We start from the raw sequence: 16,684 nt of genomic DNA, 5'->3' as shown, positions 1-16,684 counted from the left end.
GGCCACTGCGGGTGATGGCGCCGATGGGCGAGGTCGGTCGCAGTCCCCGTGCTGCACCGACGTGCCTGACCGACCGATGACGGTCAGGTTGGAGGGTCGATCATGAGGTAGAAGCTAGGATGCGCGGGCCAGGGACTTGAGATCGAAGTCGAGATCCGTGACCTGTTCTCTCGTCGGTGTTGCGTTGGCTGCCAACAACTTTCGTGCAGCCATGTGATCGCGCGTGCGATTGACCGATTCGACTCCGAGTAGTTGGTCGCCTGCAAAGCAGAAGACTGAGAACTCGCCGTCAGAGATCGATCCGCGCACCACGGTGTTGTCGTGGCCGGTGACCAAGCCGGCCATCTGCAGTTTGCTCGAGTACTGCTCGGTCCAGAACCACGGGACGCTGGCGTAGGGGCGGTCGTTCCCGACCAGTCGATTGGCGACGCAGCGCGCGTGGTCGACTGCGTTCTGGATCGACTCCAGCCGAAGCCGTCCGGTACCTGCGGTGTTGGGATAGCTTGCGCAGTCGCCGATCGCGGAGATGCGCTCGTCCTCGGTCTGTAGATGGCGATCGACGACGATGCCGTTGTCCACCGCCAGGCCCGCATCGCTCGCCAGTTCGGTGTTCGGCAGAACACCGATTCCGACGACGACGATGTCGGCGGGAATGGTCTCCCCGTCGCTGGTTCGCACCGCCGCGGCTCGACCGTCCCGCTCTTCTATCTCGGTCACTCCGACACCCAGCCGCCACTGGACTCCGCGCTTGGCGTGCTCGTCGACGAAGAACGACGAGATCGTCTCACTGACGGCACGCGCCATGGGGCGATCCAGCGCCTCGACCACAGTGACACTGGCGCCATGGCGTGAGGCGGCCGCGGCCACCTCGAGCCCGATGAATCCGCCGCCGACGACGACGACCGATTTGCACGAGGTCAGGGTGGAGGCGAGTTCATGAGCCTCGCTGAGCGTGCGCAGGTACTGGACACCTTGTAGGCCGGCTCCGGGTACGGGCAGTTCTCGATTCCGTGTCCCGGTGGCCAGCACCAGGTGGTCGTAGCCGATGGTGTCGTCGCTGAGCAGAGCGACCTGCTGGGCATCTCGATCGATGGCGACCACCGGGCTTCCACACCGCAGATCGATACGGTGGGACGTGAAGTAGTCGAGCGGACGAAGCCACACCGAATCCGGGTCGGGTTCGCCTTTGAGGAAGGCCTTCGACAGGGGTGGGCGTTGATACGGTACATCGGGTTCGTCGCCGAACACGGTGATGGCGCCTTCGAATCCTCGACTTCTCAATGACGTCGCGGTTTCGAATCCGGCTTGCCCCGCACCGACGATGACGACCCGGTTCGGTGTGGCGGTCATACCTGCGTCTCCGGCAGTCGCACGACGATGCCGTCCAGATCCTCTGTAACCGGGATCTGGCAGGACAAGCGGCTCTCGGCCGTCCGCATGCTGATCGTGTCCTCGAGCATCTCGTCCTCGTCATCGTTCATCTCCGGCAGCTTGTCGAGCCATGCGGCATCCACGTACACATGGCACGTGGCGCACATTGCCTGGCCGCCGCATTCGGCGACGATGCCGTCGATCCCGGCGCTGACCGCCGCCTGCATGATCCGCTTGCCTGCAGGTACCTCGAGCTCTTGCTTGGTCCCGTCATTCTGGACATAGGTGATGGTGGGCATGAGTCCCATCTCGCTTTCGGATTTCTGAGAGTGCTGCGCCGTAGCGGTGGTGCGTGCTAGACGAGCAGGTCTTCGCGACCGGCGTTCTTGAGGTCATCGATGTAGATGGGGAACAGGAACTTGGTGCTGGGCACAAGCTTGAGTACCTTCATGATCGCGCCTTCGGTCTTGACCTGGCCCTTGGCCATTGCGAGCGTCATGTTGACTTTGCCCTGCCAGAATCGGTTGGCGGTGTCGGTGTCCATACGCATGGTGGCGTTGGGTGTTTCGGGCGAGTCTGCGGCGCTCGGGTACACCTTCTTGTTGGGCATGTCGAGGACGACCTCGCTGTCCGGGTCGGTGCACTTGACGAGGAGAACAGCTCCGGTTCCCGAGAGCTTGGGTCCGAGATCGGGGTCCTGGTAGGCCTTTTCGAAGATTCCGCCGACGAAGGTGTAGAGGTCCGAGGCGTTGGTGAAGCTGGGCATGGGGTCAGTCCTTACTGGAATCGGGGTTGTGGTCGGGATTGGTCGGTCGATCAGGGAATGGAGATCTCCGCCGGATTGAAGTGGAGGGTCGCCCCGCCGGTGGCGAAGTTGGGGATGTCGGCGGCAGCGGCCTGGCCCTCGGGAGATGTGAATCCGGCTGCCGCCGATTCCTTGTCGTCGAAGGTGATCGACGCCAGGTAGTACACGGACGGCGCAGTACCGTCAAGTGTCTCGGTCCTCCCGGCGGAGAAGGCGCGGACGCCGGGGATCTTGGCCGCGAGCGGCAGATGGGTTGTCGAGTAGTACTCGTCGAACGCTTGGGGATCCTCGGGATGCCCGTAGGTGATGGTGACGTGATACATCAGTTGTCTCCTGGTGCTCAGGGGCGGTCTGCGGGGATGGGGTTCTGGCTCGGGTCCCACTCGACGAGCACGTGCTCCGGCCCGCGGAACGACGTGTTGGGCAGATAGGTGAACGACTGATCCTCGACCAGTCTCAGATGGGGCAGACGACGAGTGATCTCGCCGATGAAGATGCGCAACTCCTGTCGTGCCAGGGTGGCTCCCATACAGGTGTGCGTGCCGAGACCGAAGGTCAGGTGTCGGCGGGCATTCTTGCGGTTGATGTCGAACTCGTCCGGTTCAGGGAACATCGTCTCGTCGCGATTGGCTGATGCGGTGACGATGAGAACGCGTGAGCCGGCGGGGATCTCGACACCGCCGACAGCAGTGTCGTCGGTTGTCATCCGGCGCCATGCCACCACGGACCCCGCATAGCGAAGGCACTCCTCGATTGCCTTGGGGATGAGATCCGGGTCCTCGCACACCGCGTCCCACGCGTGCCGGTTCTCCAGCAAGGTCCGGAAAGCGTTACCGGACGCGTTCGTGGTGGTCTCGTGCGCTGCGAGGATCCCACTCATCATGATGTTCTGCAGGTAGTTGTCCGTGATGAGCTCGGGATTGTCGGCCTGCACACGGATGGCGTGTGGAATCCAACCCGGCGCATCTGGTGTCTGCTTGAGACGTTCGACGAGTCCGCCGGCGAATTCCCAGAACTGCCCCATACCGGTGGCGACGCGATTCTGCTCTTCGGCCGGCGGCCGTCCCCACGTGAACAGGGTCTGCTGCATGCCGAACTGGCGGCATGTCTCGATGTCCTCGTCGGGCACTCCGAGGAACTTCAGTGCAACGATGCACGGCACCTCGTAGAACAGGTCGTCCACGAGGTCGGCTTGACCCCGCGTGACGAACTTGTCGATGTACTCGTTGGTGACCTCGGTGATCGCCGGCGCCAGCTCGGCGACGGCCTCGGCCTCGAACGGCGCGAACAGTGCACGACGACGCTCCGTGTGGATCGGTTCGTCTTCGTTCACGATGGTGGGTCCGGGTGCGAAGTCGTACTTGTCGAGGATCTCGATGGCTTCCTCGCTGACCGGAGTGATCTGTTCAAGAGTGATGGCTGCGGAGAACAGGTCCGGGTTCTTGAAGATCTCCTTGATGTCGTCGTAGCGGGTGACCACCCAGTAGTCCAGAACTGGGCTGTAGAAGACCGGCTCCTCGGTCCGGGCCAGACGCAGCGAGTCGGCCGGATTGACCTGGTAGTCACCCTTGAACGGATCGAACGCCGCAGCCTGGTGGGAGATGGGACAGCCAGTCGGCGTCTCGGTGACACTCGAAACCGGGCAGCCGTCAGGGGTGGTGCTCTCAGCGGGGAGATCGTGTTGCACAGTCATGCTGATTCCTGTCGTCGGTCGGTGTGATGCGAACCACTCGTTAAATGAACGGTAGGGCCGCCCTCACACACCGTCGATCCACTGGACGCCGGGAGTTGTCCATCCAACGCAACCGGAATGCCGGTGCGGAAAGGTAAGGGTTCCTTGCAATAAAGGTGTGACTCTGATCTCATTGATCCATGGAAAGTGAAGTAGGCGTGGGCGGGGGACGGCTGTCGGTCATGAGCGCCGACGTCGATGAGGCCCGCCAGGTGGGTGGACGGTTGTATTACCCGCACTCCGTCGATGTCCTCGGTGATGCGCGCAAGTTCAGCATGCACATCGACGCGGCACGTCTGGGGCCCGTCACGTTGGGGTGGCTGACCTACGACACCGAGGTGCAGATCGAGACCGGTCCGCTCGAGGACTCCTATCACATCAACATCCCGTTTGCCGGGCAGTTGTTGACAGGTTCGGGAAGCAACCGAGTTGTCGCAACCAAGGACCGCGCCGCGGTCTACCGTGCGGATCAGGGAACGATCCTGCGGGGGTGGGGGGACACCCCCTCCCGAATGCTGGCGGTGAAGATCGACCGCAATGCAGTCGACGAACAGCTCTCGGCCATGCTCGGGCAGCAGATCGCGGACCCGATCGGCTTCGACCTCGCTCTGGACATCTCGAGCGGACACGGTCAGCAGTGGTGGTCGGTGGTGCAGGCCCTCGCGAGCACGCTGCGCGTCAGCGACTCGCTGTTCCGAAATCCTATGTTGGCGGGTTCTCTCACCCAAAGCTTGATCATGGGACTCTTGCTGGCGTCGAATCACGACTACACCGATCGGTTGTCGGTGGTGGGAGAGGCAGCTTGTCCAGCCGCGATCGCGCACGCCCGCGAATACATGCACGAGCATGTCGACGAGCACGTGACGCCGCAAATGGTCGCGCAAGCCGTGGGCCTGAGTTTGCGGGCTTTACAAAGTGGTTTTCAGAAGTCGTTACAGACCACTCCGACCCGATACATGCGGGACCTACGCCTCCGTCGTGCGCGTCAGGATCTGCTGGCAGCCGATGCCGCCGAAGTCGGAGTCGCAGAAGTCGCGTTCCGGTGGGGATTCACCCACCTCGGTCGCTTTGCCGGACAGTACCGCGAGATGTTCGGGGAGACGCCGTCGAACGCGCTTCGCTCCACTCCGCGTCACACGCTTGTCCCGGCCGAGGGCGCACTCTATCTGGCAGGCAAAGGGTGAGGACTGGGCCCCTGAGAGTGTGACCGACTGCGGCCGGATGATGGTTGTCGGTCGATGAGTAGCGTGCTGCCGATCGCTTTGGGGAGTCGTGGCGAGAGGGCTCCACGACTCCCCGAAGCGGAGAGTGTGTTCTAGCCGTAGTAGCGGTAGACCATCTCGGCGATCACGACGGGCTTCTCCGAGCGGTTGCATTCCACTGTGGCGGCGACGGTGACCTGATAGCCGCCACCCTTGACCTCCTCGACTGAGACCACGTTGGCGGCCAACCGAATCGACGATCCGGCAGGCACCGGAGCGGGGAATCGCACCTTGTTCAACCCGTAGTTGACGGCCATCTTCAGTTCGGTGATCTCGAGGATCTCCGACCACAGTGGGATGAGCAGGGACAAGGTCAGGTAACCGTGGGCGATGGTCTCACCAAACGGACCTGTCTTCGCTCGTTCGACGTCGGTGTGAATCCACTGATGATCGTGAGTTGCCTCGGCGAAGGTGTCGATGTCGCGCTGAGGAACTTCGAGCCACTCACTGACCCCGAGGTCCTGGCCGGCCAGATCGAGCAAATCCTTCGGGCTGGAAATGGTTGTTGTCATGTTGTGCTCCTATCGGTTCGGTGATCACGTGATGCAATCAGGGGGTCAGTGCGGTACCTGGTCGGCCGCGATGGTCCGCAGTTCGGTTCGGAGGATCTTGCCGGTGGCACTGCGCGGGATGTCCTCGACGACATGGAAACTCTTGGGGATCTTGTAGCGCGCGATCTGCCCTGCGAGGTACTCGGCGATGTCGTGTTTGTCGATCGCTCGACCATCGGTCACCACGAATGCAGTGCCTACCTCACCCCATTTGTCGTCGTTGACCCCCACGACCGCGGCCGAGACCACTCCCGGGTAGTCGGTCAGGACTGCCTCGACCTCGGCAGGGTAGATGTTCTCGCCACCGGAGATGATGATGTCTTTCACCCGATCGACGACGGACGTCCAGCCGGCGTGATCGGTGGCGATGACATCACCGGTGCGAAACCAATCTCCATCAAATGACGAGTCGGTTGCTTCGGAGCGATTCAGGTAGCCCGAGAACACGTTTGGTCCGCGCACCAGCAATTCACCCCGGTCGTCGGAGGTGACCGGATGAACCGAGTTGTCTTTCGCGATGCCGACGTCGGTGTAGAAGTGCGGAAAGCCGACTGACACGGGATGATCGGCGGCGCCATCGGCGATCGACAGATAGATTCCGGCGGCCGCCTCGGTCATTCCATATCCCTGGAGCAACTGCACGCCTCGGTCCAACCACGCCTTGGCGACGCGTTCGATGACCGGTGAACCGCCGTAGATGACGTAACGAACCGTGCTTATGTCGGTCGATTGCCATGAAGGGTGCTCGCAGAGCATCTGCAGGATGGTCGGCACCGCCGAGAAGCAATTGACAGCATGTTCCTCGATGCTCTTCAGCACTGTCCCCGCGTCGAATTTGCCTACCGGGCGCACCGATCCGCCCTTGAACAAGGTGGGCAGTGTCACCTGGTTGAGGCCGGTGACATGGAACATCGGTGCGATGCCAAGTGCTCTGTCGGAACTCAGTACATCGAGGTGGGCGAGTTGGTTGACAGTGTTGAAGGTCAGGTTGCCGTGGGTGAGCACGGCGCCCTTGGGCAACCCGGTGGTGCCGGACGTGTAGAGGACCAGGCAGGGATCATCGAGTCCGACCGGCGCGAAGCCGTCCCCGAGGCCTCCCTGGGCCATGAAGTTGCGGAACTCCCTGGCCCCGGGTACATCGTCGCCAGGACCCAGCGTCAGGATCGTCGATGGTCTGACGGTGAGTTGCTCGACGACGTCGTGATGGCTCGGCGCGACGATCAGCACATCGGCACTGCAATCCTCGAGCATGAAGTCGATCTCTCGCGCCGACAACCGCGTGTTGAGTGGCACGAATACGTGTCCGCCGAGACCGGCAGCGAACAGCGATTCGAATGCCGCGATGTCGTTCGGGCCCAGGTAGGCGACCCGGGCCCCGCGGTCGAGTCCTGCGACACGAAACGCCGACGCCAGCCGTTCGGTGTTGTCGGCCAACTGACGGTAGGTCAGCGAACGGTCGTCGTCGATCAGTGCGATGCGATCAGGTGTGATGCGTGCACGCCGCCATGGCCAGCTCCCGAGGCCGGTGTCGGCGGACGCGATGTCATTGGCCATGGCCGGCGTCTTTCAGTCCCAGCGCACGAATCGCATTGTCCTTCAGTATCTTCGGACGCACTTCATCTTTGATCGTGATCTTGTCGAAGTCCTCGAGCCAGCGGTCTGGGCTGATCAGTGGGAAGTCCGAGCCGAAGAGCACCTTGTTCTTCAACAGTGAGTTGGCGTACTGCACGAGTTGTGGCGGAAAGTACTTGGGCGACCATCCCGAGAGGTCGATGTAGACCTTCGGCTTGTGCGTGGCCACTGCGAGTGCTTCGTCCTGCCAGGGAAACGACGGATGGGCGATGATGATGGTCAGGTCGGGGAAGTCGACCGCGACGTCGTCGAGGTGCATCGGGTTGCTGTACTTGAGACGGATGCCGCCACCGCCAGGCATCCCGGACCCGATGCCGGTCTGTCCGGAATGGAACAGCGCCGGCAGGCCCGCTTCCGCGATTACCTCGTAGAGCGGATACGCCCCGCGATCGTTGGGATAGAACTCTTGGACGCTCGGATGGAACTTGAAGCCCTTTACGCCGTGTTCGTCGATCAGTCGCTGTGCTTCGCGGACCCCGAGCCTTCCCTTGGCCGGATCGATGCTGGCAAACGGGATGATCACGTCGGGATGACGCCCGGCCGCCTCGGCGATTGCCTCGTTGTTGATACGCCCGTGCCCGAGCGCGGCCTCGGCGTCGACAGTGAACACGACTGCGGCCATTTTGCGGCTGCGGTAGTAATCGGCCAGTTCGTCGAGGGTCGGTGGTCCCTCGTCCGAGCCGAAGTACGTTCCGGCACCGGCGCGAAGGTCGTCCGGCAGCGAGTAATGGCCGCAGCCATCGTTCTCGGCATGGGTGTGAACGTCTATCGCAGTGAGGTTTTCCAGATCCAGTGTGGTGCTCACACGATCATCCCTTCTGTGTCGTAGGAATGTTCGGCAGCGGGATGCCGTAGGTCTCGAGACGCTCGCCGATGCTGGAGTCGAAGGCCTCGGCGATGTCGTCGGCGGACCACCCGCCGTCGTGGAACGCCGAGGCGACCTCGGATGGGTGTGACCAGAGGGTCAGTCGATCGCCGCCGATGCCGATGCACTGGCCGCTGATGCCGGCGGCGGCGTCGGAGGCCAAGAACACCGCGAGTCCGGCGACATCGTCGGCGGTGCCGAACGACGCAGCCCGTCGAACCACTGAGGGGATGGGCTCCCCCTTCTCCAGGCCTTCGACGTACGGCGCCAAGAACGGGATCGTCGAGGTCATCGCAGTCGCGGCGTTGGGAACGATCGCGTTGACCGTGACCTTGGCCTTCGCGCACTCCATCGCCCAGGTGCGTGCCATCGCAGCGATACCTGCCTTGGCCGCAGCGTAATTGGTCTGCCCAAAGTTTCCGCGCTGACCCGCGGGCGAGCCGGCCAGGATGAGCCGTCCGCCGTTGCCGCGCTCTCGGAAATGCTTGACGGCCTCGCGCGCACACAGGAATGTGCCGCGGAGGTGGACTCGGATGACCGCGTCGAAGTCGTCGGCGGCCAGGTTCCACAGCACCTTGTCGCGCAAGATTCCGGCGTTGGTGACCATGATGTCGAGCTGGCCGAACTCGCCGACTGCGCGTTCGACGAGAGCTGATGCTGCCTCCTCCGATCCGACTGCGGTCACCTCTGCGACAGCGCGGCCACCGGATTCATTGATCGAGGCGACGGCCTTCTCGGCGGTCTCGGGGTTCACGTCGTTGATGACGACGGCGGCCCCTGCTGAGGCAAGGGCGCGGGCGTAAGCCAGGCCGAGGCCTTGTCCGCTACCGGTGACGACGGCGACTTTTCCGCTGAGGTCCATGTCTGTTGTGCTCCTCTGAACTAGGTGGTGGTTACTGAAATCTCAGAACGGGCTTGATGGTGGAACCGCCGACCATGTCGGCCACGGCGACGTTGATGTCCTCGAACGGGTAGTGGGTGATCAGTTTGTCGAGCGGTAGGCGACCGGATTGCACCATGGCAACCAGTGCCGGGATCAGGGTTTGGGTTTCGCTGTCTCCCAGGGTCAGTCCAATCACGTTGCGCCCGGGAATCATCGCGTTGACGTCGAGTGCCACTTCTGTGCCGAATGCGGGGGCGCCGACGATGACCGCGGTACCTCGAGGGGCGAGCGCATCCACCGCCGTCCGCAGGACTGCGGTGTTGCCGGTGGTTTCGACAGCGCCATCGATCCCAGCACCAGAGGTGATGTCGGTAATCGTCTCAGCCGCGTCCTGAGTGGATGCATCGATCGTGTGGGTGGCGCCCAGTTCCGTGGCGAGCCGCAGCCGTTCGGCCACGCGATCGACGACGATGATCGTGGTTGCCGGTGTCATCGCTGCCGCCATCACCGCCGACAGCCCCACGGCTCCGGCCCCGGTGATCAGGAGCGTGTGTCCCGGACGCGGCTGCAACACGTTCCACACCGCGCCGACGCCCGTCTGGACGCCACACCCCAGTGGAGCAAGCAGGTCCAGTGGTGCAGCGGAGTCGACCTTGACAACGCTACGTTCGTCGACAATTGCATGCTGAGCGAAGGAGGACTGGCCGAAGAAGTGTCCACCCAGGTCCTTGCCGTCACGCGTGACCGGGCTGCTGCCGTCAGTTCGGGCACCACCGATCAGGTTCTGCGGCAACCACGTATCGCAGTAGGCCGGGTGACCGTCACGACAGTTCCCGCACGTGCCACAGGAGGTGAAGGACAGCAGAACATGATCGCCGGGCTCAACGCGTGACACACCCGCACCCACAGCCTCGACGACGCCGGCCCCCTCGTGTCCGAGGACACCGGGCAGTGGGAAGGGAAGCGCGCCGGACGCGACTCCGAGGTCGGTGTGGCACAGTCCGGCCGCCACGAGACGAACACGGACCTCGTCGTGGCGAGGCTCGTCGAGATCTACCGGGGACAGGCTGAACTCAGCCCCTCCGGACTCGACGACGGCGGCAGTGGTGCTGGTCATGACGATGTACTCCTTGGTTCGACCGGAAGGTCAGGCGAGTGAGATGACAACAGACTTGGTCTTGGTATACGAGTCGAGGGCTTCGGGGCCATACTCACGGCCGAAGCCCGAGTTCTTCACACCCCCGAAAGGCACTGCGGGATCGAGCATTGCCCAGTCGTTGACCCACACGATGCCTGCCTGGAGGCGCGCGGCGACTCGGTGCGCGCGCGCAACATCACGTGTCTGTAGGCCGGCAGCCAGTCCGTATTCGGTGGAGTTGGCCAGTTCGACAGCCTCTTCTTCAGAGTCGAACGTCTGCACTGTCAGGACCGGCCCGAAGATCTCTTCTTGAACCACCCGTGAGTCGTTGTCCACCTCGGCAATGACTGTGGGCGCGTAAAAGAATCCTTCACGTGGCAATCGCGTGCCGCCGCACACGATTCGCGCACCCTCGGATTCGGCGAGAGAGACGTACTCCTCGACTTTGCGAACGTGTTTGTCCCCGGCCATCGGACCGATGATGGTTTCGGGGTCGAAGGGGTCGCCGATCGGTACGGCCGGGACCGCCTCGGCGAGAATGGATATGACGGTTTCATGGAGAGCGCGGGCAACAAGCAGGCGCGGCCCACCCATGCAGAACTGTCCGGTGTTGAATACGAAGCCCTTGATGATCGCACCGATGGCCTTCTCCACGTCCGCGTCATCGAACACTATGTGCGCGGCGTTGCCGCCCAACTCCATGGTGACGGGGACGAGATTCTCGCCCGCGACGCTGGCCGCGTGTCGTCCGATCGCCGTCGAACCGGTGAAGGCGATCTTGTCGATGCCCGAATGATGAAGCAGAGCCTCGCCCACCTCAGCGCCCAGCCCGGTCACGACGTTGAGGACGCCGTCCGGTACACCGGCTTCGGTGAGTATCTCGGCCATCAGTAGGGCACTGAGCGGGGTGTCTTCCGCCGGCTTGTGCACAACGGTGTTTCCGGCGGCCAGGGCGGGGGCAATCTTCGAACTCGACAGGATCAACGGAAAGTTGAACGGGGTGATGGCTCCGACGACGCCCAGGGGTTCGCGGCGGGTGTAAGCATGAGCGGGCATGGGCGTGGCCCGAGTTGCACCATCATTCAGCTGCGCGAGAGACGCGCAGTACTCATATTGCTCGGCGGTGGTGATGACATCGACCGGTCTGCACAACGACACCGGCTTGCCGACATTCGCGCTCTCCACGGCGATGATCTCGTCCGCTCGCTCACGCACGAGTGCGGCCACGCGGTTGAGGACACGAGCGCGCTCGCGTCCGGGAAGTCCGCTCCAGCGGGCATCGTCGAACGCTGTCCGCGCAGCCTGCACAGCATGGTCGAGATCAGTGGAGTCGGCCTCGGATACCGACGTCAATGTGTCACCTGTGGACGGATCGATGATGTTGGTGCGGCGGCCGCTGGAGGATTCGCGCCAGCGACCGTCGATGTAGAGCTGTCGGGGCGGAAGCTGCGGGCGAGTGATCGTCCCGGCATCGTCGAGTGTGGTCATGCGAGTCGCCTCTGAATTCATGTAGGAAGTTCGAACCCAAATAGTAAGGGTTCCTTGTGGTTGGGTGGGAGGGGAGGGCCTGACAAGAAGAGTTGGAAGAGATTCTCGAGTAACAACTTTCGGAAAGCGGCGATTGCGGTCGCTCACTCACCGTCGTCGAGTGTGATCCTCTAGTATGACAGGAAACCTGAAGGGTTTCTTCCGGCGGGAACGATGAGAGGACCTGAGATGAGCGCCAGCGTGGGCCTGCCTGACGATGTCGTCGACGATGTCGATATTGCTGACGTCGATCCTGCGCCGACGTTGTTGTATGCGATCAAGCAGGTCGAGCTGGCCATTCGAGCGCACATGGACGATCTGCTTCGCCCGATGAACCTGACGGCGCTGCAGTACACCGCACTGACCGTCTTGCGCCGCCGCGACGGCCTCTCCTCGGCAGAGCTCGCGCGTAATTCTTTCGTCACCGCCCAAACCATGGGGGAGATGATCACGACTCTCGAGCGGCGCGGGCTCGTACAACGCCGTGTGGACCCAGCTGATCGTCGTCGGATGCTGACCAGCCTCACCGATGACGCTCGGGTGATGCTGCGAGAGTACGACGCGAGAGTCGATGAACTCGAGCGCACGATGGTGGACGGCTTGAGTCCGCGCCAGAGAAATGCTTTCCGCGACTATCTGTCCGCATGTCGTAACGCGTTGGGAGATCCGGCTCACTGAGGGGTGGAGCCCGGGTCGGCGGCGTGCGCCGCCGACCCGGGAGTCATTGCAGGACATGTTGTCACCGTCTGAACAAGGGTGGCTAGTGGTTGCCGCCGCGGAAGCGTTCGGGCCACACGCCCGACTTACCCGGCGCCAAGATGCCGTTGGGGTCGAGGGCGTCCTTGATCTTCTCGTGGAACTTCAGAAGTGCACCGTCACCCCAGTTGAACGTCGCCATCACGTCGTCCATCAAGGCGTTGTGGGTCCGATACTCGCCATATCCGGATTCGGCCGCTTCCCGCACGAGTACGCGAGTCATGTCGAGGGCCTGCTGACGAATGTCCGGATCGCTGGTGTCGTAGACGAACAGACACACGTGATGCATCTCGCGGAGGCCGACGATGAACTGCGCGGCGTAGTCCTTGTTGTACTCGTTGGCACGTGCCCGCACCATCTCGAACTGCTTCATCGCCTCTTTGCCATCGGGCGCCGACACTGGCGAGAAGCAGATGTGACCGCCATTGGGGACCCAGTCCAGCAACTGCAGTTCGTCCAGACTCGGGATGCCGTTGTTGATCTTGTGACGGTCGGCGAGAACGTGGCCACCGCGATCGTGACGTTCTTCGTGCGTAAAGAACTGGGCGCCAGGGACCTGGCCGAAGGCCTCCTTGATCATCGAGTAGTACATGTCGATCATCGGCGGCGGCCCGTACAGCGTCGCGTACAGGTTCCAGTACCCGAGGTTCAGTTCCTTCTTCATCTTGTCGATCGCGTCCGCCGGCATCGGGCCGTCCCCCGCGAACCACTCGTCGCGCTTCGAGACCGCAGCCGCGTCCATGAAGATGTTGCGCAAAACCGGGACATTCTGCAGCGGAGCCATATTGATACGCAACGGCAGCATGATGTCAACGATCTGCTCGAGATCCTCCTCCTTGTCGAAGGTGATCACGAACGACATCGATGCGGGCGGCTTGGGCATCAGACCGATACCCATCTTGGTTACGATGCCGAGGTTGGACTGGGTGAACATGCCGTCGGGGCTCGGGCCGAAGCCGTAGGGGAACAGTTGCCACGTGTCGCTGCCTGGCAGGGCGCCCATGCCTGTTCGCAAGACATCCCCTTGCGGCAGAACGACCTCCATGCCGGTCTGCCACATGAAGTGATCTCCGTAGGGTGTGTAACCGACCCCGCGATCGAGCGCGTTGCCGACGACGGAGCCCCAGCCAAGGTCTGGACAATCCAGCATCAGGTCGGGGTTGTTGGCCTGCAGGTGCTCGTAGAGGTCGAAGTACGACACGCCCGGCTCGAGAAGTGCGTACGCGTACTTCGAGTTGACCTCGAGGATCTTGTTCATGCGCTCGCCGGTCTTGACGATGATCGAGCCCGACAGACGCGGGGATGCGCCGCCGTAGCCATTGTTGCGGCCGGTGGAGACCGGGGACAACGGAATCCCGTACTCGTTGGCGATACGGACGATGTCCTGTACCTGTTCGGTCGTCTCGGGAGAGATGACCGCCGAGGGGATGAACGCTTCTTCGGCACCAACCGGATACGGGTCGCGAAAGCTCTCGAGTTCGGTCGCTTCCGACAGCACCCACTTGTCCCCGACCACGTCACGGAACCGCTGCAGTGCGGTGTCGAACTGTTCCTCGCTGATACCGGGAGGGAGTGTGCGCGTCATTGAGATCTCCTTGATCTGATTCAATCCGAGACCGCTGTTCGCGGCCAAGAACAGTAAGGCTTCCTTATGACTAGTGTGAGGGCGACCACACACGTGGTCAATCCACTCAGCGCATCGGCCCAGGGGTGCGCTCTGGCAACATCACTGCTGGTGACGAGCGTGACGGCCCCCGCCGATATCCGGAAAACGTCGTGCCCGAGGGAGGCCGGACGACTCCGCCTGGGCGTGCGACTACCCGCAGGCGCCATGCCGCGGGCGTTCGACGGTGAAGGTGGCGATCGTCGCGTGGCCGCCCCCTGTCTGAGCGTCCCGCGAGATCTGCACGGCACTGGATGAAGTGGTCAGGCTTGACGCGCGTGATTCGCGCCCGATATACCCTCCAGCACCTCGGTAGTGGAAAGGCCGATTCATACGTCATCGTGTTCACGAGTTCGACTGAGCGTGCGAGCTCCGGCGACGAGGCTGGCGATATCGGTGATGCCGTCACGATCAGACGCCGGGCACCGCGCGATTCGCTACCGATGAATTCCTGGTGGTCGCGTGGTCGGTCTGAGGGACACTCAGACATCGAGGAGGTCGTCATGAGCACCCCACTGGACAAGACGTTCACCGCCGTCGTGGAGAAGAGCCCGGCGGCCGGTGGATGGACCTATGTGGTCACTGACTGGACCGCGGCGCATTTCGGGACACGCGGTTTGGTGAAGGTCACCGGCACCATCGACGGCAGCCCGTTCGAGAGCTCGTTCATGGCGCTCGGCGACGGCCGGCACAAGCTTCCGATCACGGCGGCATTGTTGTCGCAGATCGGGAAGGGAGTCGGCGACGAGGTGGAAGTGTCGTTGACCGAGCGCCGATGAGTCGGTGCCTAGAGCATGTGCACTTTCCGATAGATGCGTGCCGCTGCCGGAGTGAGTAGGCCCACTTCGTCAAGAAATTGCATCAGGTGAGCGCAGCCGCTGCGCACCATCGATTGGAAATGATGATTCGCACGCATCTCGGCGACAGCCCGGTGGTAGTCCAGGCCCGCGTCGGCGTAGGCGCGAGGTCGCACAAGGCTCAACACGATGTACGACGACGCGATGGCGACGCAGCGCGCTCCACTGCCTGCGCAGCCACCCGACTCCCTGCATCCGCTGCCTGACCTCCTCACGCGCGAAACGCATGTGACGGGACTCCTCGAGGACGTGGATCTCGTTCACCGTGCGGATGAATGGCAGAACCCGCTCGTCGCGCATGCATCCACGCTGGAAGACATCGAGGATCTCCTCGGCCACAAGAATGCCGGCGTAGGCGACCTCGTTTCTGGCGGTGCTCTTGAACAGTTTCGCGAATCGCCCCAGGCGGGGATGCGGCTGATAGCAGGTGCCGACCATCTTCTTCGTCGCCAGGGCGAACATCAGCGAGTGGCGACATTCGTCGGCGACCTCGGTCATGGCGAACTGGAACTCCGGCCGGTGATAGTCGGCCAGGTACTGATCGCGAAAGACCAACTCTTGCAGCATCATCTCGAACCAGATCCCGATGCTCATGATCGACGCGAACTCGTGCCGGGTCAGCGAGATCCGTTGTTCCTCGGTCATCTCGTTCCAGTAGGCGGTGCCGAACAGTGTCGACCACTCCGGGCTGCAGCCGTACTTCGTCGGATCGAGGGGTGCGTTCCAGTCGATCTCGACCACCGCGTTGCGTGAGGAGCGCGCGGCCGATCGCAGCAACCGGTCCGACACCTCGTCGGGGCCGGTGTCGCAGAAACTCTCGACGGCTCCGGTATCTGAGATCGGGTGTGGGTCAGTGCCTACGGACATGTATGAGCGTCTCCCAGAAAGTTGTGCGTCGTCGACGATCGAGCGGCTGTCGAGGACGAATGAGGCTACCGATTTATGACATCACCTAATGTCACGTTCGTCAATGGTCAGGTAGATGGCGGGAGCGGCGCGGCCCAAGGTGCCCGTGTGGGAAAGGTAGACTACTAGGTATACCCCCAGGTAGACTGATTCGGTGGCGACGACAACGATCAAAGTGCCCGTCGAACTCCGGGACCGCATCAACCGCGACGCCGAAGCCCATGGCGTGACCGCGGCCGGTCTCATCGAGAAGTTGCTCGACGGATATGAACGGCGGCAACGGATGGAGGAGTTCGGCCGGGCTATCCGGGGCGCCGACGACCAGTACTGGGATGAGTTCGGCGACTGGGATACTGCAGTGAGCTCGGGCGACGATGTCGGCTGACCTTCGGCGCGGCATGGTCGTCTGGGCCGAGTTGGATCCCGTGCGAGGACGCGAGCAGTCCGGCAGGCGTCCGGCGCTGGTGATTGCGAGCAATCTGTATCTCGAACAGGCGGATTCGCTGGCGATCATCCTGCCCGCGACGACGACGGACCGGGGCTGGCCGAATCACATCCGCTTGCGCGGAACGGCTTTCACGCCATCCCGTCCGACATTCGCGATGACCGAGCAACCCCGTACGGTCACGCGCGAACGGTTGCATGACGTGATCGGTGTCGTCGACACAGACACCATGGGTGAGGTCGACGTGTGGCTCCGCGATTTCCTCTCGCTCCCGGAACGGTGAGTGGCCGT

17 protein-coding genes and 1 pseudogene are annotated in these 16,684 nt (G+C 62.8%); 5 read left to right on the top strand and 13 right to left on the bottom strand.

Annotated features, from left to right (window positions below):
• Positions 1-114: 114 nt before the first annotated feature.
• From D7316_RS16835 to D7316_RS16815, 5 genes are read right to left on the bottom strand one after another with little or no spacing between them, the layout of a single operon-like run.
• Entirely contained in the window at positions 115-1,350 is a 1,236-nt protein-coding gene (locus D7316_RS16835) for an NAD(P)/FAD-dependent oxidoreductase (RefSeq protein WP_124709271.1), read from the bottom strand.
• A complete protein-coding gene (locus tag D7316_RS16830; RefSeq protein WP_124709270.1) occupies positions 1,347-1,670 on the bottom strand; it encodes a 2Fe-2S iron-sulfur cluster-binding protein in 324 nt (107 codons plus the stop codon). The genes D7316_RS16835 and D7316_RS16830 overlap by 4 nt, the downstream gene beginning before the upstream one ends.
• Positions 1,671-1,726: 56 nt before the next feature.
• Positions 1,727-2,137 (bottom strand): SCP2 sterol-binding domain-containing protein, encoded by a 411-nt coding sequence (locus D7316_RS16825; protein WP_124709269.1) that lies wholly within the window; start codon positions 2,135-2,137, stop codon positions 1,727-1,729.
• 50 nt (positions 2,138-2,187) lie between these two features.
• Complete coding sequence (locus D7316_RS16820) at positions 2,188-2,499, bottom strand: EthD family reductase (RefSeq protein WP_124709268.1); 312 nt, start codon at positions 2,497-2,499, stop codon at positions 2,188-2,190.
• A gap of 17 nt (positions 2,500-2,516) precedes the next feature.
• Positions 2,517-3,869 carry a cytochrome P450 gene (locus D7316_RS16815; RefSeq protein ID WP_124709267.1) on the bottom strand — a complete coding sequence of 451 codons (1,353 nt, stop codon included), beginning with the start codon at positions 3,867-3,869 and terminating at the stop codon, positions 2,517-2,519.
• Positions 3,870-4,048: 179 nt separating this feature from the next.
• Here D7316_RS16815 and D7316_RS16810 point away from each other — a divergent pair, with 179 nt between their 5' ends.
• Complete coding sequence (locus D7316_RS16810) at positions 4,049-5,092, top strand: AraC family transcriptional regulator (protein WP_197718253.1); 1,044 nt, start codon at positions 4,049-4,051, stop codon at positions 5,090-5,092.
• Positions 5,093-5,223: 131 nt separating this feature from the next.
• On the opposite strand, the gene D7316_RS16805 is transcribed toward D7316_RS16810, so the two are convergent.
• Genes D7316_RS16805 through D7316_RS16780 form a run of 6 tightly spaced genes read right to left on the bottom strand, consistent with a single transcriptional unit; the run spans position 5,224 to position 11,727 of the window.
• Positions 5,224-5,682, bottom strand: coding sequence for a MaoC family dehydratase (locus D7316_RS16805; RefSeq protein WP_124709266.1), 459 nt, complete (start codon positions 5,680-5,682; stop codon positions 5,224-5,226).
• Positions 5,683-5,727: 45 nt separating this feature from the next.
• Entirely contained in the window at positions 5,728-7,275 is a 1,548-nt protein-coding gene (locus D7316_RS16800; protein ID WP_124709265.1) for an acyl-CoA synthetase, read from the bottom strand.
• Positions 7,265-8,158: an amidohydrolase family protein gene (locus D7316_RS16795; RefSeq protein ID WP_269462499.1), complete on the bottom strand. Its 894-nt coding sequence runs from the start codon at positions 8,156-8,158 to the stop codon at positions 7,265-7,267. The genes D7316_RS16800 and D7316_RS16795 overlap by 11 nt, the downstream gene beginning before the upstream one ends.
• A 4-nt stretch (positions 8,159-8,162) precedes the next feature.
• Positions 8,163-9,080: an SDR family NAD(P)-dependent oxidoreductase gene (locus D7316_RS16790; RefSeq protein WP_124709264.1), complete on the bottom strand. Its 918-nt coding sequence runs from the start codon at positions 9,078-9,080 to the stop codon at positions 8,163-8,165.
• 31 nt (positions 9,081-9,111) lie between these two features.
• A complete protein-coding gene (locus D7316_RS16785; protein WP_124709263.1) occupies positions 9,112-10,218 on the bottom strand; it encodes an NAD(P)-dependent alcohol dehydrogenase in 1,107 nt (368 codons plus the stop codon).
• 30 nt (positions 10,219-10,248) lie between these two features.
• Positions 10,249-11,727 carry an aldehyde dehydrogenase family protein gene (locus D7316_RS16780; protein ID WP_124709262.1) on the bottom strand — a complete coding sequence of 493 codons (1,479 nt, stop codon included), beginning with the start codon at positions 11,725-11,727 and terminating at the stop codon, positions 10,249-10,251.
• A gap of 228 nt (positions 11,728-11,955) precedes the next feature.
• On the opposite strand from D7316_RS16780, the gene D7316_RS16775 reads away from it, so the two are divergent.
• On the top strand, positions 11,956-12,444 hold the full coding sequence (locus tag D7316_RS16775; protein WP_124709261.1) for a MarR family winged helix-turn-helix transcriptional regulator: 489 nt from the start codon (positions 11,956-11,958) through the stop codon (positions 12,442-12,444).
• Positions 12,445-12,526: 82 nt separating this feature from the next.
• On the opposite strand, the gene D7316_RS16770 is transcribed toward D7316_RS16775, so the two are convergent.
• Positions 12,527-14,107: an FAD-binding oxidoreductase gene (locus D7316_RS16770; protein ID WP_124709260.1), complete on the bottom strand. Its 1,581-nt coding sequence runs from the start codon at positions 14,105-14,107 to the stop codon at positions 12,527-12,529.
• Positions 14,108-14,688: 581 nt separating this feature from the next.
• On the opposite strand from D7316_RS16770, the gene D7316_RS16765 reads away from it, so the two are divergent.
• Positions 14,689-14,964 (top strand): DUF1905 domain-containing protein, encoded by a 276-nt coding sequence (locus tag D7316_RS16765; protein WP_124709259.1) that lies wholly within the window; start codon positions 14,689-14,691, stop codon positions 14,962-14,964.
• 8 nt (positions 14,965-14,972) lie between these two features.
• On the opposite strand, the pseudogene D7316_RS16760 reads toward D7316_RS16765, so the two are convergent.
• A pseudogene (locus D7316_RS16760) lies at positions 14,973-15,909 on the bottom strand (AurF N-oxygenase family protein).
• Positions 15,910-16,102: 193 nt separating this feature from the next.
• Between D7316_RS16760 and D7316_RS16755 the strand changes: the two are divergent.
• Entirely contained in the window at positions 16,103-16,333 is a 231-nt protein-coding gene (locus tag D7316_RS16755; protein WP_124709258.1) for a toxin-antitoxin system protein, read from the top strand.
• Complete coding sequence (locus tag D7316_RS16750; protein ID WP_124709257.1) at positions 16,323-16,676, top strand: type II toxin-antitoxin system PemK/MazF family toxin; 354 nt, start codon at positions 16,323-16,325, stop codon at positions 16,674-16,676. Before D7316_RS16755 ends, D7316_RS16750 begins: the two co-directional genes overlap by 11 nt.
• The last annotated feature ends 8 nt before the right edge of the window (positions 16,677-16,684 follow it).

The organism is Gordonia insulae, from assembly GCF_003855095.1.
Lineage (GTDB): Bacteria > Actinomycetota > Actinomycetes > Mycobacteriales > Mycobacteriaceae > Gordonia > Gordonia insulae.
Note: the sequence above shows the minus strand (reverse complement) of the source record. Positions and strands in the feature narration are given on the sequence as shown.

Coding starts and splice junctions, on each gene's coding strand:
- D7316_RS16820 (WP_124709268.1), bottom strand. CDS start 2,499: ATGTATCACGTCACCATCACCTACGGGCATCCCGAGGATCCCCAAGCG.
- D7316_RS16810 (WP_197718253.1), top strand. CDS start 4,049: ATGGAAAGTGAAGTAGGCGTGGGCGGGGGACGGCTGTCGGTCATGAGC.
- D7316_RS16815 (WP_124709267.1), bottom strand. CDS start 3,869: ATGACTGTGCAACACGATCTCCCCGCTGAGAGCACCACCCCTGACGGC.
- D7316_RS16750 (WP_124709257.1), top strand. CDS start 16,323: ATGTCGGCTGACCTTCGGCGCGGCATGGTCGTCTGGGCCGAGTTGGAT.
- D7316_RS16790 (WP_124709264.1), bottom strand. CDS start 9,080: ATGGACCTCAGCGGAAAAGTCGCCGTCGTCACCGGTAGCGGACAAGGC.
- D7316_RS16770 (WP_124709260.1), bottom strand. CDS start 14,107: ATGACGCGCACACTCCCTCCCGGTATCAGCGAGGAACAGTTCGACACC.
- D7316_RS16765 (WP_124709259.1), top strand. CDS start 14,689: ATGAGCACCCCACTGGACAAGACGTTCACCGCCGTCGTGGAGAAGAGC.
- D7316_RS16785 (WP_124709263.1), bottom strand. CDS start 10,218: ATGACCAGCACCACTGCCGCCGTCGTCGAGTCCGGAGGGGCTGAGTTC.
- D7316_RS16830 (WP_124709270.1), bottom strand. CDS start 1,670: ATGCCCACCATCACCTATGTCCAGAATGACGGGACCAAGCAAGAGCTC.
- D7316_RS16835 (WP_124709271.1), bottom strand. CDS start 1,350: ATGACCGCCACACCGAACCGGGTCGTCATCGTCGGTGCGGGGCAAGCC.
- D7316_RS16805 (WP_124709266.1), bottom strand. CDS start 5,682: ATGACAACAACCATTTCCAGCCCGAAGGATTTGCTCGATCTGGCCGGC.
- D7316_RS16775 (WP_124709261.1), top strand. CDS start 11,956: ATGAGCGCCAGCGTGGGCCTGCCTGACGATGTCGTCGACGATGTCGAT.
- D7316_RS16825 (WP_124709269.1), bottom strand. CDS start 2,137: ATGCCCAGCTTCACCAACGCCTCGGACCTCTACACCTTCGTCGGCGGA.
- D7316_RS16780 (WP_124709262.1), bottom strand. CDS start 11,727: ATGACCACACTCGACGATGCCGGGACGATCACTCGCCCGCAGCTTCCG.
- D7316_RS16800 (WP_124709265.1), bottom strand. CDS start 7,275: ATGGCCAATGACATCGCGTCCGCCGACACCGGCCTCGGGAGCTGGCCA.